Source organism: Lacinutrix sp. MEBiC02595 (genome assembly GCF_053601555.1).
The window spans coordinates 1-19,155 of sequence record NZ_JBSHNU010000241.1; the positions used below are offsets into that span (position 1 = coordinate 1).

The 19,155-nt window shown below is 32.0% G+C and carries 18 protein-coding genes and 1 rRNA gene; 7 read left to right on the forward strand and 12 right to left on the reverse strand.

Features of this window, described 5'->3' with window-relative positions:
- Positions 1-90 (forward strand): 5S ribosomal RNA (gene rrf / locus ACVCZW_RS13335); the annotation flags it as partial.
- A gap of 124 nt (positions 91-214) precedes the next feature.
- The gene (locus ACVCZW_RS13340) at positions 215-715 is read left to right on the forward strand and encodes a hypothetical protein (RefSeq protein ID WP_452229595.1); all 501 of its coding nucleotides are present in this window, start codon (positions 215-217) and stop codon (positions 713-715) included.
- Here the strand turns inward: ACVCZW_RS13340 and ACVCZW_RS13345 are convergent, their stop codons facing one another.
- The 12 genes from ACVCZW_RS13345 to ACVCZW_RS13400 all read right to left on the reverse strand — a co-directional run bounded on the left by ACVCZW_RS13345 (position 716) and on the right by ACVCZW_RS13400 (position 14,945).
- The gene (locus ACVCZW_RS13345; protein WP_452229594.1) at positions 716-949 is read right to left on the reverse strand and encodes a DUF6095 family protein; all 234 of its coding nucleotides are present in this window, start codon (positions 947-949) and stop codon (positions 716-718) included.
- Complete coding sequence (murQ, locus tag ACVCZW_RS13350) at positions 936-1,757, reverse strand: N-acetylmuramic acid 6-phosphate etherase (RefSeq protein ID WP_452229593.1); 822 nt, start codon at positions 1,755-1,757, stop codon at positions 936-938. Before murQ ends, ACVCZW_RS13345 begins: the two co-directional genes overlap by 14 nt.
- Before the next feature lie 129 nt (positions 1,758-1,886).
- The gene (locus ACVCZW_RS13355) at positions 1,887-2,702 is read right to left on the reverse strand and encodes a DUF4249 domain-containing protein (protein WP_452229592.1); all 816 of its coding nucleotides are present in this window, start codon (positions 2,700-2,702) and stop codon (positions 1,887-1,889) included.
- Between the two features lie 4 nt (positions 2,703-2,706).
- Positions 2,707-5,082 (reverse strand): TonB-dependent receptor, encoded by a 2,376-nt coding sequence (locus tag ACVCZW_RS13360; protein WP_452232653.1) that lies wholly within the window; start codon positions 5,080-5,082, stop codon positions 2,707-2,709.
- Positions 5,083-5,165: 83 nt separating this feature from the next.
- The gene (locus tag ACVCZW_RS13365) at positions 5,166-7,394 is read right to left on the reverse strand and encodes an NADP-dependent isocitrate dehydrogenase (protein ID WP_452229590.1); all 2,229 of its coding nucleotides are present in this window, start codon (positions 7,392-7,394) and stop codon (positions 5,166-5,168) included.
- 149 nt (positions 7,395-7,543) lie between these two features.
- Positions 7,544-8,116 (reverse strand): pentapeptide repeat-containing protein, encoded by a 573-nt coding sequence (locus ACVCZW_RS13370; RefSeq protein ID WP_452232654.1) that lies wholly within the window; start codon positions 8,114-8,116, stop codon positions 7,544-7,546.
- Between the two features lie 1,029 nt (positions 8,117-9,145).
- Entirely contained in the window at positions 9,146-9,499 is a 354-nt protein-coding gene (gene rplS, locus ACVCZW_RS13375; RefSeq protein ID WP_055443565.1) for a 50S ribosomal protein L19, read from the reverse strand.
- 249 nt (positions 9,500-9,748) lie between these two features.
- Positions 9,749-10,228 (reverse strand): GyrI-like domain-containing protein, encoded by a 480-nt coding sequence (locus tag ACVCZW_RS13380; RefSeq protein ID WP_452232655.1) that lies wholly within the window; start codon positions 10,226-10,228, stop codon positions 9,749-9,751.
- A 31-nt stretch (positions 10,229-10,259) separates the two neighbouring features.
- Positions 10,260-10,937 carry a tRNA (guanosine(37)-N1)-methyltransferase TrmD gene (gene trmD / locus ACVCZW_RS13385; RefSeq protein ID WP_452229587.1) on the reverse strand — a complete coding sequence of 226 codons (678 nt, stop codon included), beginning with the start codon at positions 10,935-10,937 and terminating at the stop codon, positions 10,260-10,262.
- A gap of 202 nt (positions 10,938-11,139) precedes the next feature.
- Positions 11,140-11,766, reverse strand: a complete 627-nt coding sequence (locus ACVCZW_RS13390) for a tRNA (guanine-N1)-methyltransferase (RefSeq protein ID WP_452229586.1) — start codon at positions 11,764-11,766, stop codon at positions 11,140-11,142.
- 179 nt (positions 11,767-11,945) lie between these two features.
- A complete protein-coding gene (locus tag ACVCZW_RS13395) occupies positions 11,946-13,394 on the reverse strand; it encodes a glyceraldehyde-3-phosphate dehydrogenase (protein ID WP_452232656.1) in 1,449 nt (482 codons plus the stop codon).
- A gap of 138 nt (positions 13,395-13,532) precedes the next feature.
- Entirely contained in the window at positions 13,533-14,945 is a 1,413-nt protein-coding gene (locus tag ACVCZW_RS13400) for a trypsin-like peptidase domain-containing protein (RefSeq protein WP_452229584.1), read from the reverse strand.
- Between the two features lie 138 nt (positions 14,946-15,083).
- On the opposite strand from ACVCZW_RS13400, the gene dapF reads away from it, so the two are divergent.
- The 5 genes from dapF (at position 15,084) to ACVCZW_RS13425 (ending at position 19,152) form a co-directional block, all read left to right on the forward strand.
- Positions 15,084-15,860 carry a diaminopimelate epimerase gene (dapF, locus tag ACVCZW_RS13405; protein ID WP_452229583.1) on the forward strand — a complete coding sequence of 259 codons (777 nt, stop codon included), beginning with the start codon at positions 15,084-15,086 and terminating at the stop codon, positions 15,858-15,860.
- Positions 15,857-16,381, forward strand: a complete 525-nt coding sequence (locus ACVCZW_RS13410; RefSeq protein ID WP_452232657.1) for a GNAT family N-acetyltransferase — start codon at positions 15,857-15,859, stop codon at positions 16,379-16,381. Before dapF ends, ACVCZW_RS13410 begins: the two co-directional genes overlap by 4 nt.
- A complete protein-coding gene (gene mltG / locus ACVCZW_RS13415; RefSeq protein ID WP_452229581.1) occupies positions 16,382-17,425 on the forward strand; it encodes an endolytic transglycosylase MltG in 1,044 nt (347 codons plus the stop codon).
- A 2-nt stretch (positions 17,426-17,427) separates the two neighbouring features.
- Entirely contained in the window at positions 17,428-18,336 is a 909-nt protein-coding gene (locus ACVCZW_RS13420) for a DUF2279 domain-containing protein (RefSeq protein WP_452229580.1), read from the forward strand.
- 165 nt (positions 18,337-18,501) lie between these two features.
- Positions 18,502-19,152, forward strand: coding sequence for a peptidoglycan-binding protein LysM (locus ACVCZW_RS13425; protein WP_452229579.1), 651 nt, complete (start codon positions 18,502-18,504; stop codon positions 19,150-19,152).
- Positions 19,153-19,155: the final 3 nt, after the last annotated feature.

Consider the following 19,155-nt stretch of genomic DNA (forward strand, 5'->3'; position numbering starts at 1 on the left):
TGGGGCTCACCTCTTACCATTCCGAACAGAGAAGTTAAGCCCATTTGCGCCGATGGTACTACATTGTGGAAGAGTAGGTCGTCGCCTTTTTTAGAGAATCCTCAGCATTTATTTGTTGAGGATTTTTTTATGCAATAAAGTGTAAGTATTCATTGGGAATAAGACTAATGAAAAATAATTTTTATATTAAATTAATTTAGTTAATTTAGTCTTCATGAACATAGTCATTCCATCTACTTTAGTTACCCTTAATAAATCTAGATTTCTATTATCTGAACTTTCCAATGAACAGTTAAGCGATGTTTCTATATCTCCTTATTTTTCAAGTGTAGGTTCCCATATAAGACATATTTTAGATTTTTATGATTGTATTTTTGATGTAGCCAATAATGAAGTAGATTTAACGGCAAGAAAAAGGAATATGGATGTAGAGAATTGTTGCGATACTGCAGCCTGTTACTTAGATACTATTATAAATAAGTTACAAGGTTTAGAAGGGAAAGATTGTAGACAAGAGATTGTAGTTATAGATGATTTGGGTTTGGGAAAAACCAAAATTGATTATACATTCTGTGCTTTGCTAGCCCAAGCTAATAGCCATACGATTCATCATTATGCTATTATAAGCTATATTTTGGATAGGCTAGGTGTTGCAATTGAAGACACTACATTTGGTTATAATGCAACAACACCAAAACAAGTTAAAGCAGAGTAATTACTGTTTTTTAAACATACTATCCATTATGGTATTGATGCCTTTAAATCCAAAAAAGATAGCACAAATACAACTAGCTACTCCTGCAATAAGCAACGGATAATACAAAGCCTTTTCTGGATTACTAAATGCAGTATATATTAATACAGGACCTAGAAACATTAGTGCTAGAGTGATTAGCATGATTTTTAATCCTTTTGCTAATAGATCTTTATTGGTATTATTGGTTTCCATTTTTATAATTTTGAATTGATGCTCTTACGTTTTTGTGTTCTTTAAGTAGTTGTTCTGCCGTTTTTTCGGTAACATTTATTTCTTGCATAATCATTCTAATACCTCTATGTACAAGTTTATTATTGCTTAATTGCATATCCACCATTTTATTACCTTTAATATGACCTAATTGAATCATGGTAGTAGTGGTTAACATATTAAGAACTAATTTTTGCGCTGTTCCTGCTTTCATTCTTGAACTTCCGGTTACAAATTCGGGTCCGACAACTACTTCAATTGGGAATTGTGCAGTTTGTGATAATGGACTGCTTTGGTTACAAGTAATACAACCTGTTATTATATTGTTGTCGTTACATACTTCCAATGCAGCAATTACATAAGGAGTAGTTCCGGAGGCAGCAATACCAACAACAACATCTTTGTTATTTACATGATATGCTTGCAAATCTTTCCAACCTAGATTTGTGGAGTCTTCGGCGAATTCTACAGCATTTCTAATGGCTGTATCTCCACCGGCAATAATACCAATTACTAAATCAGGTGAGACACCAAAAGTAGGAGGACATTCACTGGCATCTAAAATTCCTAAACGACCACTTGTTCCTGCGCCTAAATAAAATAACCTTCCACCAGATTTCAGTTTTAAAACGATTTGTTCTACTAATTTTTCAATTTGTGGTAATGCGTTATCTACAGCTTGAGGCACTGTTTTATCTTCTGTATTTATATTTTTTAGTAACTCTGAAATTGTCATCTTTTCTAGATGATTATAATTGGAGTCTTGTTCTGTGGTTTTTATAAATGTCATTTTGTAAAAATACGGATTTTTGTTTTGCGTTAGTGATGGAAACGGCATCCTTTTGCTTTTGCAAAAGATATAGTGTACAGCACGACGATACAAAACTTCAAGGTTTTGTATGGAAACGCCCAAATAGTATTACTCGACGGTATAATTAAATTCAGAAACTTCGGACAATCTAAAATACCCAAAAGGAAAATTTTGAGCATTGGTTTGATTGATGCAATTACCGCGAACAGTTGCAGGTTGGGTTTCAAAAGGACCACCACCATCTTCACTACTTTGTTGTAAAAGAATAAACATGAACTCATAGAAACGTTGGGAAACACCATAATTTCTTATGATTACACTTTCCCCTGAATCTAGATCTTCTTCGATATAAAAGCCGAAAATTTCATTACCATTTACAAATTCATCTTTAAAGGTATCTAATGTAGCAGGCATATTTATACTTGGAGTATACTCGAAAAAATAATAGTTTTCTTCGTCTACAGGATCTGTGAAATAGGCTTTTATTTCTGTTTCTTCTCCTGAAAACCCACCTTCTAAATCTTGTTCTACATATTCAATTTCTGCTACGGATTTTAAAGTTTCGGTTGCTGTAAAAAGTTCGCCGTTATAATTAATACTTAAGTTATAGGTACCATTAATTTCAGGAACGAATGTGGTATTGTAATAGATTCCTGTTTGGTCTTCTTCTAAAAATTGAAAGCTGTTATTATTTGCATCCATAATAATCACTTGCGCATTATTTGCAGGCGGAATTTCGTTGTCATAAAATGGAGCAGACAATGTCAATTTTATAGATTGTTCATTTCCTGGCGTGTCTTTAAACCAATTAATGGAAGCGTCAATAACTAATCTAGGCTCTGAATTTGGTAAGTCTATATCTACAACATCCTCACAAGAAAATAGGAAAATAGTTAGTATTGGTAGCATGAGTAATCTTTTCATATTCTTAAAATTTAAAATTATAGGAAACAGAAGGAACTATACCAAAAATGGAAAGTCGTACAGCTTCATTTGCTCCAGTATCTACGTTTTCTCTAAAACTTATAGATGCTGCATTGCGTTTATTATACATATTATAAACACCAAAAACCCAATAGCTTTGCCATCCTTTCTGTTTGTCTGGTTTTGGGGTGTAATTTGCCGAAATATCTAAACGATGATATGTTGGCAATCTAAATTCGTTTCGGTTTGTATAGCTTGGTATGGTTACACCATTGTATTCATATTGACCATTTGGGTAGGTAACTGGTTGTCCGGATTGTAGTAAGAAATTAGCGTTTAAAGTCCATTTTTCATTTAGGTCATAACTTCCTGTAATAGACACGTCATGTGTTTTATCATAAGGAGTATTATACCAATTTCCATTATTTATTCCTGTTTCAACGGCTGTTCTTCCTGGAGTTTGTTGTTCTGATTTCGATAATGTATAGGCAAACCATCCTTTAAAACGGCCTTCGTTTTTTCGGAATAAAATTTCTAAACCGTATGCTCTTGCTTTGCCGTTTAAAATTACCTGTTCAATGGCATCGTTAGCAATTAAGTCGGCGCCATCTATATAATCTATTCTGTTTTTTACTTTTTTATAAAAGGATTCTACTTCTAAAGAAAATATTTTGTCGTTGAAATTTTTGAAATAACCAATAGCAACTTGATCTAATAATTGTGGTTTGGCATACTTTCCACTTGGTGTCCAAACATCTAAAGGTGTTGGAGAACTGGTATTAGAAAGTAAATGTAAATATTGACTTAATCTGTTATAACTTGCTTTAATGGAGGAGTTAGGATTTAATTGATAAGCAAGTGCAAGTCTTGGTTCTAAATTTCCAAACGATTCTAACACATCACTTTTGCTAGCTGTTTCTGTACCGATAGGATTTGCTTTTTCATAAATTTGAAGCTCCTCATTAAAAAGAATGGGGTTATCATTTTCGTACACATTTAATTCTTTTTGACCCAAGCGTAAAAAAGAACTATAGCGTAACCCATAAGAAGCAGTAAGTTTATCGGATAGTTTATGTTCGGCATCTATATATATCGCATTTTCAAAAGCATATTTATCAATTAACTTTCTTGGGTTTATTCCAGAGGATGTTCCTGCAGGTTCAATCTCACCAGGATTAAATTTATGATAAATACTATTTAAACCATATTGCAATTTTATTTTATCGTTTAGGTAGTGTTTTAAATCGTATTTGAAATTGAAGTTTCTAATTCCAGAATTCCATTTGAATCCAACAAAGTTTAAATCTAAGCCATAGTAATAATCCGAATAAATTAACGAAGCATTGGAGAATAGTTTATTGGAGAATAAATGGTTCCATCTAAAGTTTAAAACGGAATTGCCATAGGTATTTTTAAAACTATCACTCAAACTAAATACATCTCTACCAAAATAACCTGATAAATAGACATTGTTATTTTTGTTGATTTTGTAGCTTATTTTAGTGTTTAAATCGTAGAAATATGCTTTGCTATCTACATCAAAAAGTGGAAGAAATAAATGTGCATAGGAAGATCTTCCACCTAAAAGGAAAGATGCTTTCTCTTTTTTTATTGGACCTTCAATCAATAATCTACTAGAAACAATACCAATTCCTCCATTGGCGTGAAACGAATTACTGTTCCCTTCTTTTTGGTAGATATCTAAAACGGAAGAAACACGACCGCCATAACGTGCGGGAATTCCGCCTTTGTATAATTTCAAATCTTTTATGGCGTCCGGATTAAAAACGGAAAAGAAACCAAATAAATGGGAAGAATTGTAAATAGTAGCTTCATCTAACAAAATTAAATTTTGGTCTGCAGCACCACCACGAACATTAAAACCAGAAGCACCTTCGCCAGCAGTTGTAACTCCGGGAAGCATGGTTATTGCTTTTATAACATCTGGTTCGCCAAGTATGGCAGGGATTTGTTTGATGGTACTTGAAGAAAGTGCGTTTACACTCATCTGTGGTTTTTTTATATTTAGTCTTTCCACATTTTCTTTAATAACCACTTCGTCTAGATTTTGAGTAGTCTCTACTAAACTATAATTTTTGGAAATGTCTTGGGAAAGGTTAATCGTTTCGACAACATCTGCAAAACCAATGTAGCTTATAATCACTTTGTAGTTTCCTTTGGGTAAAGTAATAGAGTAGAAGCCATACTCATTTGTTGTTGTTCCTGTTTGTAGCTCTGGAATAATTATGTTTACACTAATTAGCGTTTCATTACTTGTTGCTTCTTGGATGGTTCCGCTAAAAGTAAATTTCTCCTGTGCAGATAAAAAGGATATAGTAAGGAAGCATAAAAAAAATAGAAGCTTTTGTTTTTTAAACATATACTAACAAATTTTAAAATTCATTTGACATAAAAGTATAAAAAAAGCCCCTTGAAAGGAGCTTTTTATACATTAAGTTTAGATTATTTAATACTATTTATAATAGTATTAAAAGTTTTACTAGGTTTCATTGCTTTGCTAGTTAAGTCGTCATTTGGCTCATAATAGCCTCCCATTTTCACCGGTTTACCTTGTACTTTATTTAATTCGTTAACAATTACTTCTTCGTTTTCACTCAAAGACTTAGCAATAGCAGTAAAGGTTTCTTTTAAATCCGCATCTTTTGTTTGGTTTGCTAATGCTTCAGCCCAATACATTGCTAAATAAAAATGACTTCCTCTATTATCCAATTCGTTTACTTTACGAGAAGGACCTTTTTTATTTTCTAATAATTTCTCTGTTGCTTCGTCTAGAGTTTCACTTAAAACTAAAGCTCTATCGTTATTATTTGTTTCTCCTAAATGTTCTAAAGAAACAGCAAGTGCTAAAAATTCACCTAAAGAATCCCAACGTAAATGATTTTCTTCTACAAATTGTTGCACGTGTTTAGGAGCAGATCCTCCGGCACCAGTTTCAAATAAACCACCACCACTCATTAAAGGAACAATAGATAACATTTTTGCAGAGGTACCTAATTCTAAAATAGGGAATAAATCGGTTAAGTAATCACGTAACACGTTTCCAGAAACTGAAATAGTATCTTTACCATCTTTAACTCTTTCTAGTGTAAAATTAGTTGCTTCAAAAGGAGCAAGAATTCTAATATCTAAACCAGAAGTATCATGATCTAAGAGGTATTTATTTACTTTTTTAATTAATTCGGCATCATGTGCTCTTTTCTTGTCTAACCAAAAAACAGCAGGAGTTTGAGAAGCTCTAGCTCTAGTAACCGCTAATTTCACCCAATCTTGAACTGGTGCATCCTTTACTTGGCACATTCTCCAGATATCTCCAGCTTCTACTTTATGACTTAAAAGGACATTACCTTCGGCATCTATTACGTTTACTTTTCCTTTAGATGCTATTTCGAAAGTCTTATCATGAGAACCATACTCTTCTGCTTTTTGAGCCATAAGTCCAACATTAGGAACAGTTCCCATTGTTGTAGGATCAAAAGCGCCATGTTTTTTACAAAACTTTATAGTTGCGTCATAAATTCCAGCATAACTACTATCCGGAATTACTGCTTTAGTATCTTGAAGTTTACCATCTGCATTCCACATTTGTCCAGAAGTACGAATCATTGCAGGCATAGATGCATCAATAATAACGTCACTTGGTACATGTAGATTTGTAATTCCTCTATCACTATTTACCATTGCTAAATCTGCACTATGATGCAAAGCATATCTTATATCTTCGCGTATAGCATCTCGTTTATCTTCTGGTAATTCGCTTAATTTTTCTAATAAGTTTCCAAAACCATTATTAACATCTACACCAATTTTTTCGAATGTCTTAGCATGTTTTTTAAATAAATCATGGAAGAAAACACGTACAGCATGACCAAATATAATTGGATCACTAACTTTCATCATGGTTGCTTTCATGTGTAATGAAAACAATACACTTTTATCTAAAGCATCTTCTACTTGTTCTTCTAAAAATTCGATCAATGCTGTTTTGCTCATTATTGTAGCATCAATAATTTCTCCTGGAAGTAAATCTAACCCTTCTTTTAAAATAGTTTCATTGCCTTTAGCGTCTTTATGTACAATTTTAATGGTGGTAGCTTCGGCAAGTGTTACTGATTTTTCATTGTGGTAAAAATCACCATGTGTCATAGTAGCAACATGTGTTTTAGAATCTTTGCTCCAAGCTCCCATAGAATGTGGATTCTTTTTTGCGTAATTCTTTACAGCTTTTGGAGCACGACGATCGGAGTTTCCTTCACGTAATATTGGGTTTACCGCACTACCTTTTACTTTATCATAGCGCAATTTAATATCTTTTTCTTCTGCAGTTTCTGGTTCATCTGGATAGTTTGGTAATCCATATCCTTTTGCTTGTAATTCTTTAATTGCTGCTTTCAATTGTGGTACAGATGCACTAATATTAGGTAGTTTTATAATATTCGCTTCTGGTTTTTTTACTAATTCACCTAATTCGGCCAAAGTATCCTTAACACGTTGGTCTTCTGGTAACATATCTGAAAATACAGCAAGTATTCTCGATGCTAAAGAAATGTCTCTTGTTTCTACTTTTACTCCTGCAGAGTTTGTAAAAGCTTGAACTATTGGTAAAAATGAATGCGTAGCTAATGCTGGTGCTTCATCTGTTTTAGTATAAATTATTGTAGAAATTTTTGTCATGTGTAATTTGTTTACTGAATTAAATATTGCTTATAAATTAAGCTGTGTAAATATACAAAAAACCAATTATTAATGGAAGTAACTAGTGTTTGGATATTTAATAAATATGAAGCTTTTAAAAAAGGTTCCTATTTTTTATGAATTATGTTTTATTCGATTTTAATTTGATACATACTTAAGAGTCCAAATAGACCATCTTTACTAAATTTGGCACCTTTTATTTTGTTTTTATCTGGAGCTATCGTGTAGTTTTTTGCGGTTGTAAAATCTGCTTTTTCCAGGTTTGTGTTTTCAAAAATAGCTTTTGCTAAATTACTGTTCGCAAAGGATGCTTTTGTTATATTGGTTTCTGTAAAATCCACGGACTCCAAATTGCAGGAATTAAAGTTTGTGTTTTTAATGTTTAATTGGTAAAAAGAAGCAAAGCTTAAATTACAATCTTTAAAGTGCAGTTCTAAAAGAAAAGAATTACATTCATTAAAAGGAAAACCAATCATTTTACAATTTACAAAGTGTACATCTTTAAATGTAACTCCTTTGGCTTTAACATTACTTAAGTTACAATCTATAAATGAGCACTCTAAAAAAGAGTTGCTAGTTAAATAACTATCGGTAAACACACAATTAGTAAAGGTGCAATTATCATATTCTGCTTTAGATAATTGGGTAGTAGAATAGTCTTTATTGTTATGCGTTTTGTCGTTTATAAAAGGAAGGTTCATTTAAAAATGCTTTTCGTAAATGGATAGAAAATATAGAATACCAAATTAAGGATAAAATGTGGCATTCTTATATTTGAATTATTTTTTGTTTACTTATTTTAAAAATGGAAGGGTAGTGCGGTTACGGTTTCATTGTTTATGGAATTAGGGATGAAAGAGAAACAAAGTAGGAACGACACTTTATGTTTAAATTGGTATATAAAATACAAAAGCCATATCACATAGAATTTAATCTAGTGGGATATGGCTTCTTTTGAAATAGTTTAGCGTGATCTATTTAACATTGCTGTTAAATTTGGTTTCAAAACTTACGTTTTAGAACATGTAGATTCAAGTTGCACTAATTCAATAAAACATTTTATGTTGTAACTTTCAAAATGTATTGACTTGTTACTAAAATGTTTCGATTAACTGTTTTTCTTGATGTTTAGGTTTCTTTGTTTCACTTGCGTGTTGCATTTCTTTTAAACATTGCATCCTTTTCTAGTTTTTACTTTCGCTTAAACTATTTCTGGAAGCTTTCTATCTTTGTAGTCACTATCTACCTAAGTATGTAGTACTTTTAAAGATTTCATGATTTTTCAGATAAACACATTTACATATGTTTCTTCAAAACCTCAAAAAACAATCTATTACTTTTTATTTTTATTTGTTTTATTTTTTATCGCTTTCTTTTTCCCTGCTTCAGCGTTAAATTTTTAAACCATAACTAATGCTATGCTTAAAAAATTCGCCTCGTGTCAGAAAAAAATAAATTTGTTAAAATTCTAAAACCTCTAAAAATAATAAGTAAAATTAAAGAACGAGTCTTTAATAGAATTTCAATTTTCATTCTCTTTTAATAAGAAACTCACAGATGTGATATGTAATTCTTTAGCTAATATAAGACAAGATCTTAAAAAAACAAATTTTTCAAGTCGTTAGTTATCAACGACTTATCAACTTCGTTTATTAACTTTTGTTGATAACGTTTGGACGAAAAAAAGCCTTGATTTCTCAAGGCTTTTTAAAATTATGAAACGCAGATACTTATTTGCGTCTTTTTTCTGTAATTCTAGCTTTCTTACCAGTAAGACCTCTAAAGTAAAAGATACGAGCTCTACGAACTTTTCCTCTTTTGTTTACTTCTACCTTTTGTAAAGCAGGTAAGTTTACAGGGAAAATACGTTCTACACCAACAGTTCCAGACATTTTTCTAATAGTGAATGTTTCTGAAGATCCAGTTCCTCTGCGTTGTAAAACAACACCTCTAAAGAACTGTGTACGTACTTTTTCTCCTTCTCTAATTTCGTAATACACTGTAATAGTGTCTCCAGCTCCGAACTCTGGAAAGTCTTTTCTTGTTACAAATTCGTCTTGTACAAATTTTATTAAAGATTCCATCTTTATTAATTTTATTAGTTATTTCAAGGCAACATTCGCGATTCTCGCCAGAGGTTAACTCAAAAGTGGTGCAAAGATAGTTAAAAAGTTAATAGATAAAAGCTAAAAGTTTATTTTTTTTGGTGTCCCGCTACTTCACTTAAGTTCCGTAGCGTCAGGCTATTCGTTATATCTTTTTATCGGAACTCAAAAAAGGATGTCACTACTATCCTTAACACAAATCGAGGTTCCTGTAAAAGGATAGTTTCTTTATTTTAGCTTTATCGGAATATATACCTCTTCTTCAGCGTCTGGGGAATCTTTAATGTATTTGTCTCCAAGTACATTAAAATGTGCTCTGTTGTCTAAAGCGTATTCCGATTTTTGTAACCATTCTGTAAAAATATATTGCATCACCTTCGAAAAGTCTTTCGCTAATCCTTTGTAGGTAAAAACGGCGTATAATCCGCTTTCTATAGAAATATGATGCATTTCTTCTGGTATATTATCAAAGTTTTCCACTTCCATAGTAGCCCATTTTGTAAACGTATTATTCGGATGGAAGCTTTTAAAATGATCGATACTGTATTCTGTTATTTCATAAATAGCACTACCAATACTATTTTTTACTTGTTTTCTATTTGGCATAAAACCAGAGAACAGCTCGAATGTTTTATTATCTATTAAAGACATTTTAACAGATTGTCCGACTAATTTTTTTCCAGAGATAGATACTATTCTTGGTTGCATTTTGCTTTTTTTTAGATGGAAAAATTTAAAATTAATCTTCTAATAAATCAGGTCTTCTATCTTTAGTGCGTTGGTATGCTTGTTCTTCTCGCCATTTTTCAATTTTTGCATGGTTCCCACTAAATAGTAATTCCGGAACTTCCAATCCTTTATACGCTCTTGGTTTTGTATAAATAGGAGGCGCTAATAAATTGTCTTGAAAAGAATCTGTTAAAGCAGAAGTTTCATTTCCCAATACGCCAGGAATTAATCGTATTAAAGCATCGCATAAAACAGCTGCACCAAGTTCACCACCAGATAAAACATAATCTCCAATAGAAATTTCTTTCGTGATAAAAAGATCGCGAACGCGTTGGTCTACACCTTTATAATGTCCGCAAAGAATAATAATGTTTTCCTTTAAAGAAAGGTGATTCGCCATTCCTTGATTTAAGGTTTCGCCATCTGGAGTCATATATATAACTTCATCATAATCGCGTTCTTCCTTTAGTTTGGTAATACATTTATCTATTGGCTCGATCATCATTACCATTCCTGCGCCACCACCAAACTGGGTGTCGTCAATAGATTTATAGTTGTCTGTGGTATAATCACGTAAATTATGAAAGTGTACTTCTACCAAGCCAGCTTCAATGGCACGTTTAAGTATAGAAGCGCTAAACGGGCTTTCTAGTAATTCTGGTAAAACGGTTATGATATCAATTCTCATGAGTCTTTAGTATAAGTTGCAAAGATGCAAAGAATAAGATGAAAAAGAAAGGTTTTTACGAATCCCGATTTAAAGCGTATTAGGATTATAATAAAAAAGATGAAATAGGTTTAGATAAGTCGTTTTGGTTTGCATGTTTACAAAAAAAAAGATCTGTAAACAGAATTTACAGATCTTTAACTAATATGGTGTTTAAAAACGGTTAACTGTTTTTTTGTTTGTTTAATTCGTCTTGTAGTTGTCTTCTAACTTTTTGCTCACGCTCTAAAGCTATTTTTCTGTGCTCTTCAAATTCTTCTTCAATTTCTGCTAAAGACTTATTGGCATCTCTAGTAATTGCGTTACTATTTTTAAATTTGTAGATAAAAAATAGTAAAAACGCTAGTAGACCACCAATAATAGACCACATTAAAATATTATAACCAGATTTACTCATTAGCATTCCGAATAAAGACATGCTGTCTTTTTCTTCGTTGGTTTGGTTTAATGTGCCTTGTGTGTTGGCTAAGCTCGTTTTTAATGTAGCAATTTCTTTCGATTGGCTAGTAACAACAGCTTGTGTTTCGGCTAGTTCTTTATGAATTGTTTTTAAAGAATCAATAGTATGTGCTTGTAGCGTAAGGAACATACTACGTTTAACCGCTTCATAAGGTTGTCCGTTGGTTCCTTTAAAATTACCAGATTTTCTTAAAATGTATTCAAACTGATTATCTATGGTACCAGTATTTAATGAAAGTTTGTCTTCTTCTTCGTTGTTTTCCGTTTGGGCGCTAATGGATGTACAGAATAAAGATATAGATAGAATTATAATAAATTTAAAAGAATTCATTTAGTAAATTAGTTTGGTTTATTTTTTACGAAAATAAGAAATTATGTTTATTTAGATGCTAAATACTCTTCAAAATGCTTCGGGATAAATGCATTTAACATAAAATTTTTTTAATTAAAAAGCCTCACAAAAGTGAGGCTCTAATATATACGTTGCTAATTAAAATTTAGATGTTACTATTAATAATAAGTATGTCTTCTAACTTTTGCTATATATTTTGCTAAGCGAACTACTTGATGGCTATACCCGTATTCATTATCATACCATATATATAAGATGGCGTTTTTACCATCTTCTCTCACAATAGTTGCTTTACTATCATAAATAGAAGGAGCAGAGCAACCAACAATATCACTAGATACTAATTCGTCACTTAACTCATACTTTATTTGTTCTACTAAATCTCCTTCTAGTGCATATTTTTTCATGATGGTATTTATACCTTCAATAGAAGTTGGGTTTTCTAGCTCTAAATTTAAAATAGCTAAAGATCCGTTAGGCACAGGAACTCGAATAGCATTAGAAGTTAATTTTCCTTCTAAACTTGGTAAGGCTTTACTAACCGCTTTTCCGGCGCCAGTTTCTGTAATTACCATATTTAATGCTGCTGCACGACCACGTCTGTATTTGCTATGAAAATTATCTACTAAATTCTGATCATTAGTATACGCATGAATTGTTTCTAAATGTCCAGATTTTACGCCGAAAGAATCTTCCATTGCTTTTAAAACGGGTGTAATTGCATTGGTGGTACAAGATGCTGCAGAAAAAATATGTACTTCATCTGGATTATGCTCGGTATGGTTTACACCATGCACAATATTTGGTACTCCTTTTCCTGGAGCAGTAAGTAATACTTTATCTACGCCCTTAGATTTTAAATGTCTGCTTAACGCTTCGTTATCTCTAAAAGCACCAGTATTATCAATAACTAAAGCATTATTAATATCGTATTTTGTATAATCTATATCTTCTGGAGCGTTTGCTGAAATAATATTTACAGTGGTACCATTAATAATTAATGCGCTATTTTCTACATCTATAGAAACAGTTCCTGAAAAATCACCATGTACAGAATCGTTACGTAATAAAGAAGCTCTTTTTTCTAAAACGGTTGCATCCACAGCGCCACGAGTAACAATTGCTCGTAAACGTAATTGGGTTCCTTTACCTGCTTTTGTCATTAATTCTCTAGCAACTAAACGACCAATTCTTCCAAAACCATAAAGCACAACATCTTTAGGTGTAATAGCTCCGTTTTTACTAGCATCTTTAAGCTTGTCTGCAACAAATGCTGTAGCATTATTGTACTTTCCTTCTTCTATATGATATTCATATGTTAATTTACCAATGTCTAATTTTGCAGGAGGAAGGTCTAATGTGTTAATAGCTTGCGCAATTTCTACAGAATCAAAAATAGAAATAGGCTTTTGTACAAACTCACAAGCGTATTCGTGTAGATTTAAAATGTCACTAACATTTTTATCTATTAATTGATTTCTAAAAATAACCAGTTCGATAGATTTATCGTACCAAAGGTCGCTAACTATTTTAATAAATTCTACAGTAGCTCTACGTCTATCTGCTTGAAAAGCTAATTCGCTTTCATAAGTTTCGTTAATAGGCATGGTTAAATATTTTTTTGTGTTGTTAATTTTTTTGCAAAAGTAGTATATTTCAAACGTTTTCGTAGCTTATTTTAAATAAAATAAAAACGCTCTAGAAAAGACTAGAGCGTTCGTAATAAAATGGGTTTACCAACGGGATTATCTAAAATTATATCTTTCTTTTTCCCCTTTAGAATTTATTAGTTCAATACGTAATAATGCATTGGTATGTCTGTTTTTAATAATCGCTTGTACATCTTCAATACTATTTACTTTAGTATCATTTATTGCAGTAATAATATCACCGACTTGTACACCATTATTCATCCAATAGCCCAAATAGTTTTCATTACTCGTCAATTTGGCGATTTTCACCCCATTATCGGTGTTGTATTTTTTTAGGTCTTTAGGTTTCGCGTTTTTAATAACACCTATTATAGGAACCGTTAAAGTTTCGTTTTTTAGTAAAGTTACTGGAAATACTTTTTGCTCTCCATTTCTTAAAACAGTAACATTTATAACATCATTAGGGCTTTTCGAATTTAAAAATCCTTTTAGATCGGAAAACTTTTTAATCTCGATATTCTCCAATTTCTGAATAATATCGCCACTTTTTAATCCTGCGATATCTGCGCCAGAATCTTCTTCTACTTCTTCAATATAGAATCCTTCTGAAGTATTTAATCCGAATTTCTCAGCATAACCAGCACTAATAGGACTTCCGGAAACACCAAGGATTCCGTTTTGTACATTACCAAATTCCATGATATCTTGAACCACTTTCTTTGCAATATTACTTGGTACAGCAAAAGAATAGCCAATATAAGAACCAGTTTGGGAGGTGATTGCAGTATTAATTCCTATTAAATCTCCATGTGTATTTACTAAGGCACCACCAGAATTCCCAGGATTTACAGCCGCATCTGTTTGAATAAAAGATTGGTTACTTAAACCCGATAAATCTCTAGATTTTGCGCTTATAATTCCTGCAGTAACCGTAGACGTTAAGTTAAATGGATTACCAACAGCTAAAACCCATTCGCCAATTTTTGCTTCGTCACTATCGCCAAAAGTGGTAAATGGTAATTCTTCGTCTGTTTCAATTTTAATTAAAGCAATATCTGTTTTTTCATCAGCACCAATAATGGTCGCATCATAAGTTTTGTTATTATTTAAGGTCACAGAAAGCTCTCTAGAACCAGCAATAACATGGTTGTTGGTTATAATATAACCATCTGGCGAAATAATGACTCCAGAACCAGTACCTATTTGCGCACGCTGTGTTTGTCTGCCGTAAAATAAATCTTCAAAAGTCATTTGACTAGAATTTACGGTCGTGTTTTTTACGTGTACCACAGTATGAATTGTCTTTTCTGCTGCCGAAACAAAATTCACATCTGTTTCTGCAATAAAACCAACGTTGCTTGTATGATTTACAGGAACGGTAAAAGGTTGTTCTTGGTTTGGTTGTATTACAACTTGTTGTTCCTTTTCAATAAAAGTTTTATAAGCACCTAGAGTAATTGCTCCTCCTAATGCCGAAACGAATAATAGGGATAAAATCTTTTTCATAGTAATATATCTGTTTAGTATAAAAGGTTAACGATTAAAATTAAAAAAATGTTGTTTAATAAATTCAACTTTAACGCGTATTTAACACCTAAGAATACAGTTTAATATTACTATATTTGTCGTAATAATTTCTATTTAATGACACACACTTTTTATAAATATCAAGGAACAGGAAACGATTTTGTAATGCTTGATAATCGTCTAAAAACGTTTAATAAAAAAGATACCAAACAAATCGCTTTTTTATGTGATAGACGTTTTGGTGTTGGAGCCGACGGATTGATATTACTAGAAAATCATGAAACTGCAGATTTTAAAATGGTATATTTTAATGCAGATGGAAACGAAAGTACCATGTGTGGAAATGGAGGAAGATGTATTGTCGCTTTTGCAAAATTTTTAAACATTGTAAAAGACCATGCAACTTTTGAAGCTATTGATGGTATGCATGATGCTATTATAGAAGGGGATATTATTAAGCTTCACATGCAAGATGTGGAACAAGTAGAAAAACATGCAAATCATATTTTTTTAAATACAGGATCACCACATCATGTGCAAAAGGAGGCTAATCTTAAAGGATTGGATATAAAAACCGAAGGCGCAAAAATTAGATATGGCAGTCCTTATAATGAAGCAGGAACGAATGTCAACTTTGTTTCGAAAATAAACGAAGATACTTTTGCTGTTCGAACGTATGAACGCGGTGTAGAAGACGAAACTTTATCTTGTGGAACCGGTGTTACCGCTGTTGCTCTAGCCATGCATTATATTGGTGAAACAGAAAAAAATCTAATAACCTTACAAGTAGAAGGAGGAGAATTACAAGTGTCTTTTGCTAAAAAAGGCAATGCATATCAAGATATTTGGTTAATAGGTCCTGCAAAACAAGTTTTTAAAGGCATAATTTCATGATTACATTAAAAGGCGAGAACATCTATTTACGAGCTTTAGAACCAGAAGACTTAGCGTTTATTCATACGATTGAAAATGACGAAAGTATTTGGGAAATTAGCAATACCATAACCCCATATTCTAAATATTTAATCAAACAATATTTAGAGCATGCACATAAAGATATTTACGAAGTAAAGCAATTGCGATTAGTTATTTGTGGTTATGACGATGTTGCTCTTGGTATGATTGATGTTTTTGATTTCGATTTTAAAAACCGTCGTGCAGGAATTGGTATATTGGTAAAAGAAGAAGCTAACAGACAAAAAGGTTTTGGTAAAGAAGCCTTGCATTTATTGGTTAATTATTGTTTTACACATTTAGGTTTACATCAGTTATATTGTAATATTTCGGAAGACAATACCGCAAGTCAGAAGCTTTTTACCAATCAAGGATTTCAAGAAATAGGATTAAAAAAGGACTGGAATCTAGTCAACAATAAATTTAAAAACGAATATATCTTTCAACTCATTCATAAATAAATGTACTTTAAAAAAATACTTATAGCAGTTTTAGTCATCGGTTTAGTAATAGCTGCATTTTTTGCAAACTTTGTATATAAAGCAATGTTTAAAGCAAATACCGCTTTTAATAATGAAGAAGCTTATATATATGTTTCTAGCAAAGCAAATTATAATGATGTAAGAGAGCAACTAGTTCCATTATTAAAGGATATGGAATCTTTTGACGCTTTAGCCGAAAAAAAGAAATACAATACAAACCTTAAGGCAGGAAGATTTGTGGTTTTAAAGGGAATGAATAATAACGAAATTATTAATTCTATCCGAAGTAAAAACATGCCGTTAAAACTAAGTTTTAATAATCAGGAACGTTTAGAAGATTTAGCTGGTAGAGTTGCTTTTCAAATAGAAGCAGATAGTATTTCCGTTTTAAAAGCAATGCAAGACGAAACGTTTTTTAATGCAAATGGTTTTACTAAGGAATCTGCTTTATCGATGTATATTCCGAATAGCTATGAAATATATTGGAATACTTCCGCAGAAGGCTTTAGAGATAAAATGTTAAAAGAATATCAGAGTTTTTGGAATGCTTCTAGAAATGAAAAACGAAAAGCACTTAACCTTTCTATTAACGAAGTAATGTCTATTGCTGCAATAGTACATAAAGAAACGGCAAAGGTAGACGAGAGACCTCGTGTTGCTGGCGTATATTTAAATAGAATTAGAAAAGGAATGCCTTTACAAGCAGATCCAACGGTTATCTATGCAAAAAAACTAAAGGAAAATGATTTTAATCAAGTCATTAAACGGGTTTTATATAAAGATTTAGAAATCGATTCTAAATACAATACCTACAAATATCCAGGTGTTCCTCCAGGACCAATCACCATGCCTGACGTGTCTGCAATAGATGCTGTTTTAAATGCGGAAACACATAACTATTACTATTTTGTTGCCAACGTGAAAAACTTTGGATACCATAAGTTTGCAAAAACGTTGAGTCAGCATAATGCAAATAGAAATGAATATGTACGTTGGATTAATAGCCAAGGCATAAATAGGTAATCTTGAAAATACTTTTATACCTACTATTCGTTTTATGTATAACTACAAGTGTATTCTCACAATCTGGAATTCATAAATTTCTTACACCAAGCGATTCTTTAAATGTACCAAGACGAAATGCTTTAGTAATTTCGGAAGCTTCTGTAATCGGGTTATCCTTAATTGGTTTAAATCAATTGTGGTATGCCGATTATGAAAAATCAAAACTACATACACTTAATGATAATGACGAGTGGCTTCAAATGGATAAGTTTGGTCATGTATTCTCTTCCTATCAAGTAGGTAGAGCAGGAGCAGAGCTTTTACATTGGAGTGGTGTAGGCAAAAAAGATCAATTGCTTTATGGCGCAACTTTAGGTTTCGCATTTCTAACCGTAGTAGAAGTTTTTGATGGTTACTCTAAAGAATGGGGTTTTTCTTGGGGAGATATGATTAGTAATGCGGCAGGAACTGGATTGTACGTCGGACAAGAATTGCTTTGGAAAGAACAGCGTATCACTTTAAAGTATTCTTTTCATCAAACAAAATATGCTTCACAAAGACCAGATAAGTTAGGCGAAGGATTATTAGAAGAAATTTTAAAAGATTATAACGGACAAACCTATTGGTTAAGTGCAAACGTGAGTTCTTTTTTTAAGAATGATAAAATACCAAAGTGGATAAATGTTGCTTTTGGTTATGGAGCAGATGGTATGCTTACCGGAAATGAGGAAACTGTAGATGTTGCATTTTTAAATCCAGACAGAAAACGACAATATTATTTAAGTCTAGATATAGATTTAACCAGAATAAAAACAAATTCACACTTCTTGAAATCTGTTTTTAGTGTTTTGAACGTAATAAAAGTACCCTTCCCTACGTTAGAATTTAACGATAAAAATGAATTAAAGTTCCATGCTATCTACTTTTAGATGTACTTAGTCGACTAATTTTTGAATAAAAGATATAAACGTCTAATTTTGAATTAGAAACGTATAAACTACTGGTTTTCAGGTTTAAAATAAAAGTTGTATATTTGCACGCTGAAAAATTGTAAGTGATTATTACTATTAATTATTACTGAAAAATTATTCGTTATGATAAAAAATATTGGAAAGTTTACGCTATTACTAACCATATGTACTTTATTGAAATTATCGTTTTCTTCGGAAGCGGTTATGGATTTAATAAATTACGAAGAAGAAGAAGTGGTTGCTACCATAGAAGTGTCAGATAAAGTATTTGCCTTTCGTACACCTACACCAAGTGAAAAATTCAAACCAACTTTAGGAAAGTCTTTTATCGGTTTTAAAGAAGCATTAGCTTTTAAAGAATCTGGAGGAGATTATTTTACCGTAAACAAATTTGGTTATTTAGGAAAATACCAATTTGGAGCAGAGACTCTAAAAATGATTGGTATCTACAATCCGAATCAATTTTTACAAAACCCAGAATTACAGGAAAAAGCATTTGTTGCAAATGCACAACGTAATAAATGGATTTTACGTAGAGACATTAAACGTTTTAATGGTATGACCATTAATGGTATTTTGGTAACCGAGTCAGGAATTCTAGCTGCAGCGCATTTAGCAGGACCTGGAAGCGTAAAAAAATACTTAAGAAGTTACGGTGAAACTGGTTTTGAAGATGCCTTTGGTACTTCGATTAAACATTACATGAAAAAGTTTTCAGGTTATGATACTTCGCTAGTAAAAGCAAATAAAAAAGCAAAAGCTAGTACTATTTAGTAA

Coding starts and splice junctions, on each gene's coding strand:
- ACVCZW_RS13340 (WP_452229595.1), top strand. CDS start 215: ATGAACATAGTCATTCCATCTACTTTAGTTACCCTTAATAAATCTAGA.
- ACVCZW_RS13345 (WP_452229594.1), bottom strand. CDS start 949: ATGGAAACCAATAATACCAATAAAGATCTATTAGCAAAAGGATTAAAA.
- murQ (WP_452229593.1), bottom strand. CDS start 1,757: ATGACATTTATAAAAACCACAGAACAAGACTCCAATTATAATCATCTA.
- ACVCZW_RS13355 (WP_452229592.1), bottom strand. CDS start 2,702: ATGAAAAGATTACTCATGCTACCAATACTAACTATTTTCCTATTTTCT.
- ACVCZW_RS13360 (WP_452232653.1), bottom strand. CDS start 5,082: ATGTTTAAAAAACAAAAGCTTCTATTTTTTTTATGCTTCCTTACTATA.
- ACVCZW_RS13365 (WP_452229590.1), bottom strand. CDS start 7,394: ATGACAAAAATTTCTACAATAATTTATACTAAAACAGATGAAGCACCA.
- ACVCZW_RS13370 (WP_452232654.1), bottom strand. CDS start 8,116: ATGAACCTTCCTTTTATAAACGACAAAACGCATAACAATAAAGACTAT.
- rplS (WP_055443565.1), bottom strand. CDS start 9,499: ATGGAATCTTTAATAAAATTTGTACAAGACGAATTTGTAACAAGAAAA.
- ACVCZW_RS13380 (WP_452232655.1), bottom strand. CDS start 10,228: ATGCAACCAAGAATAGTATCTATCTCTGGAAAAAAATTAGTCGGACAA.
- trmD (WP_452229587.1), bottom strand. CDS start 10,937: ATGAGAATTGATATCATAACCGTTTTACCAGAATTACTAGAAAGCCCG.
- ACVCZW_RS13390 (WP_452229586.1), bottom strand. CDS start 11,766: ATGAATTCTTTTAAATTTATTATAATTCTATCTATATCTTTATTCTGT.
- ACVCZW_RS13395 (WP_452232656.1), bottom strand. CDS start 13,394: ATGCCTATTAACGAAACTTATGAAAGCGAATTAGCTTTTCAAGCAGAT.
- ACVCZW_RS13400 (WP_452229584.1), bottom strand. CDS start 14,945: ATGAAAAAGATTTTATCCCTATTATTCGTTTCGGCATTAGGAGGAGCA.
- dapF (WP_452229583.1), top strand. CDS start 15,084: ATGACACACACTTTTTATAAATATCAAGGAACAGGAAACGATTTTGTA.
- ACVCZW_RS13410 (WP_452232657.1), top strand. CDS start 15,857: ATGATTACATTAAAAGGCGAGAACATCTATTTACGAGCTTTAGAACCA.
- mltG (WP_452229581.1), top strand. CDS start 16,382: ATGTACTTTAAAAAAATACTTATAGCAGTTTTAGTCATCGGTTTAGTA.
- ACVCZW_RS13425 (WP_452229579.1), top strand. CDS start 18,502: ATGATAAAAAATATTGGAAAGTTTACGCTATTACTAACCATATGTACT.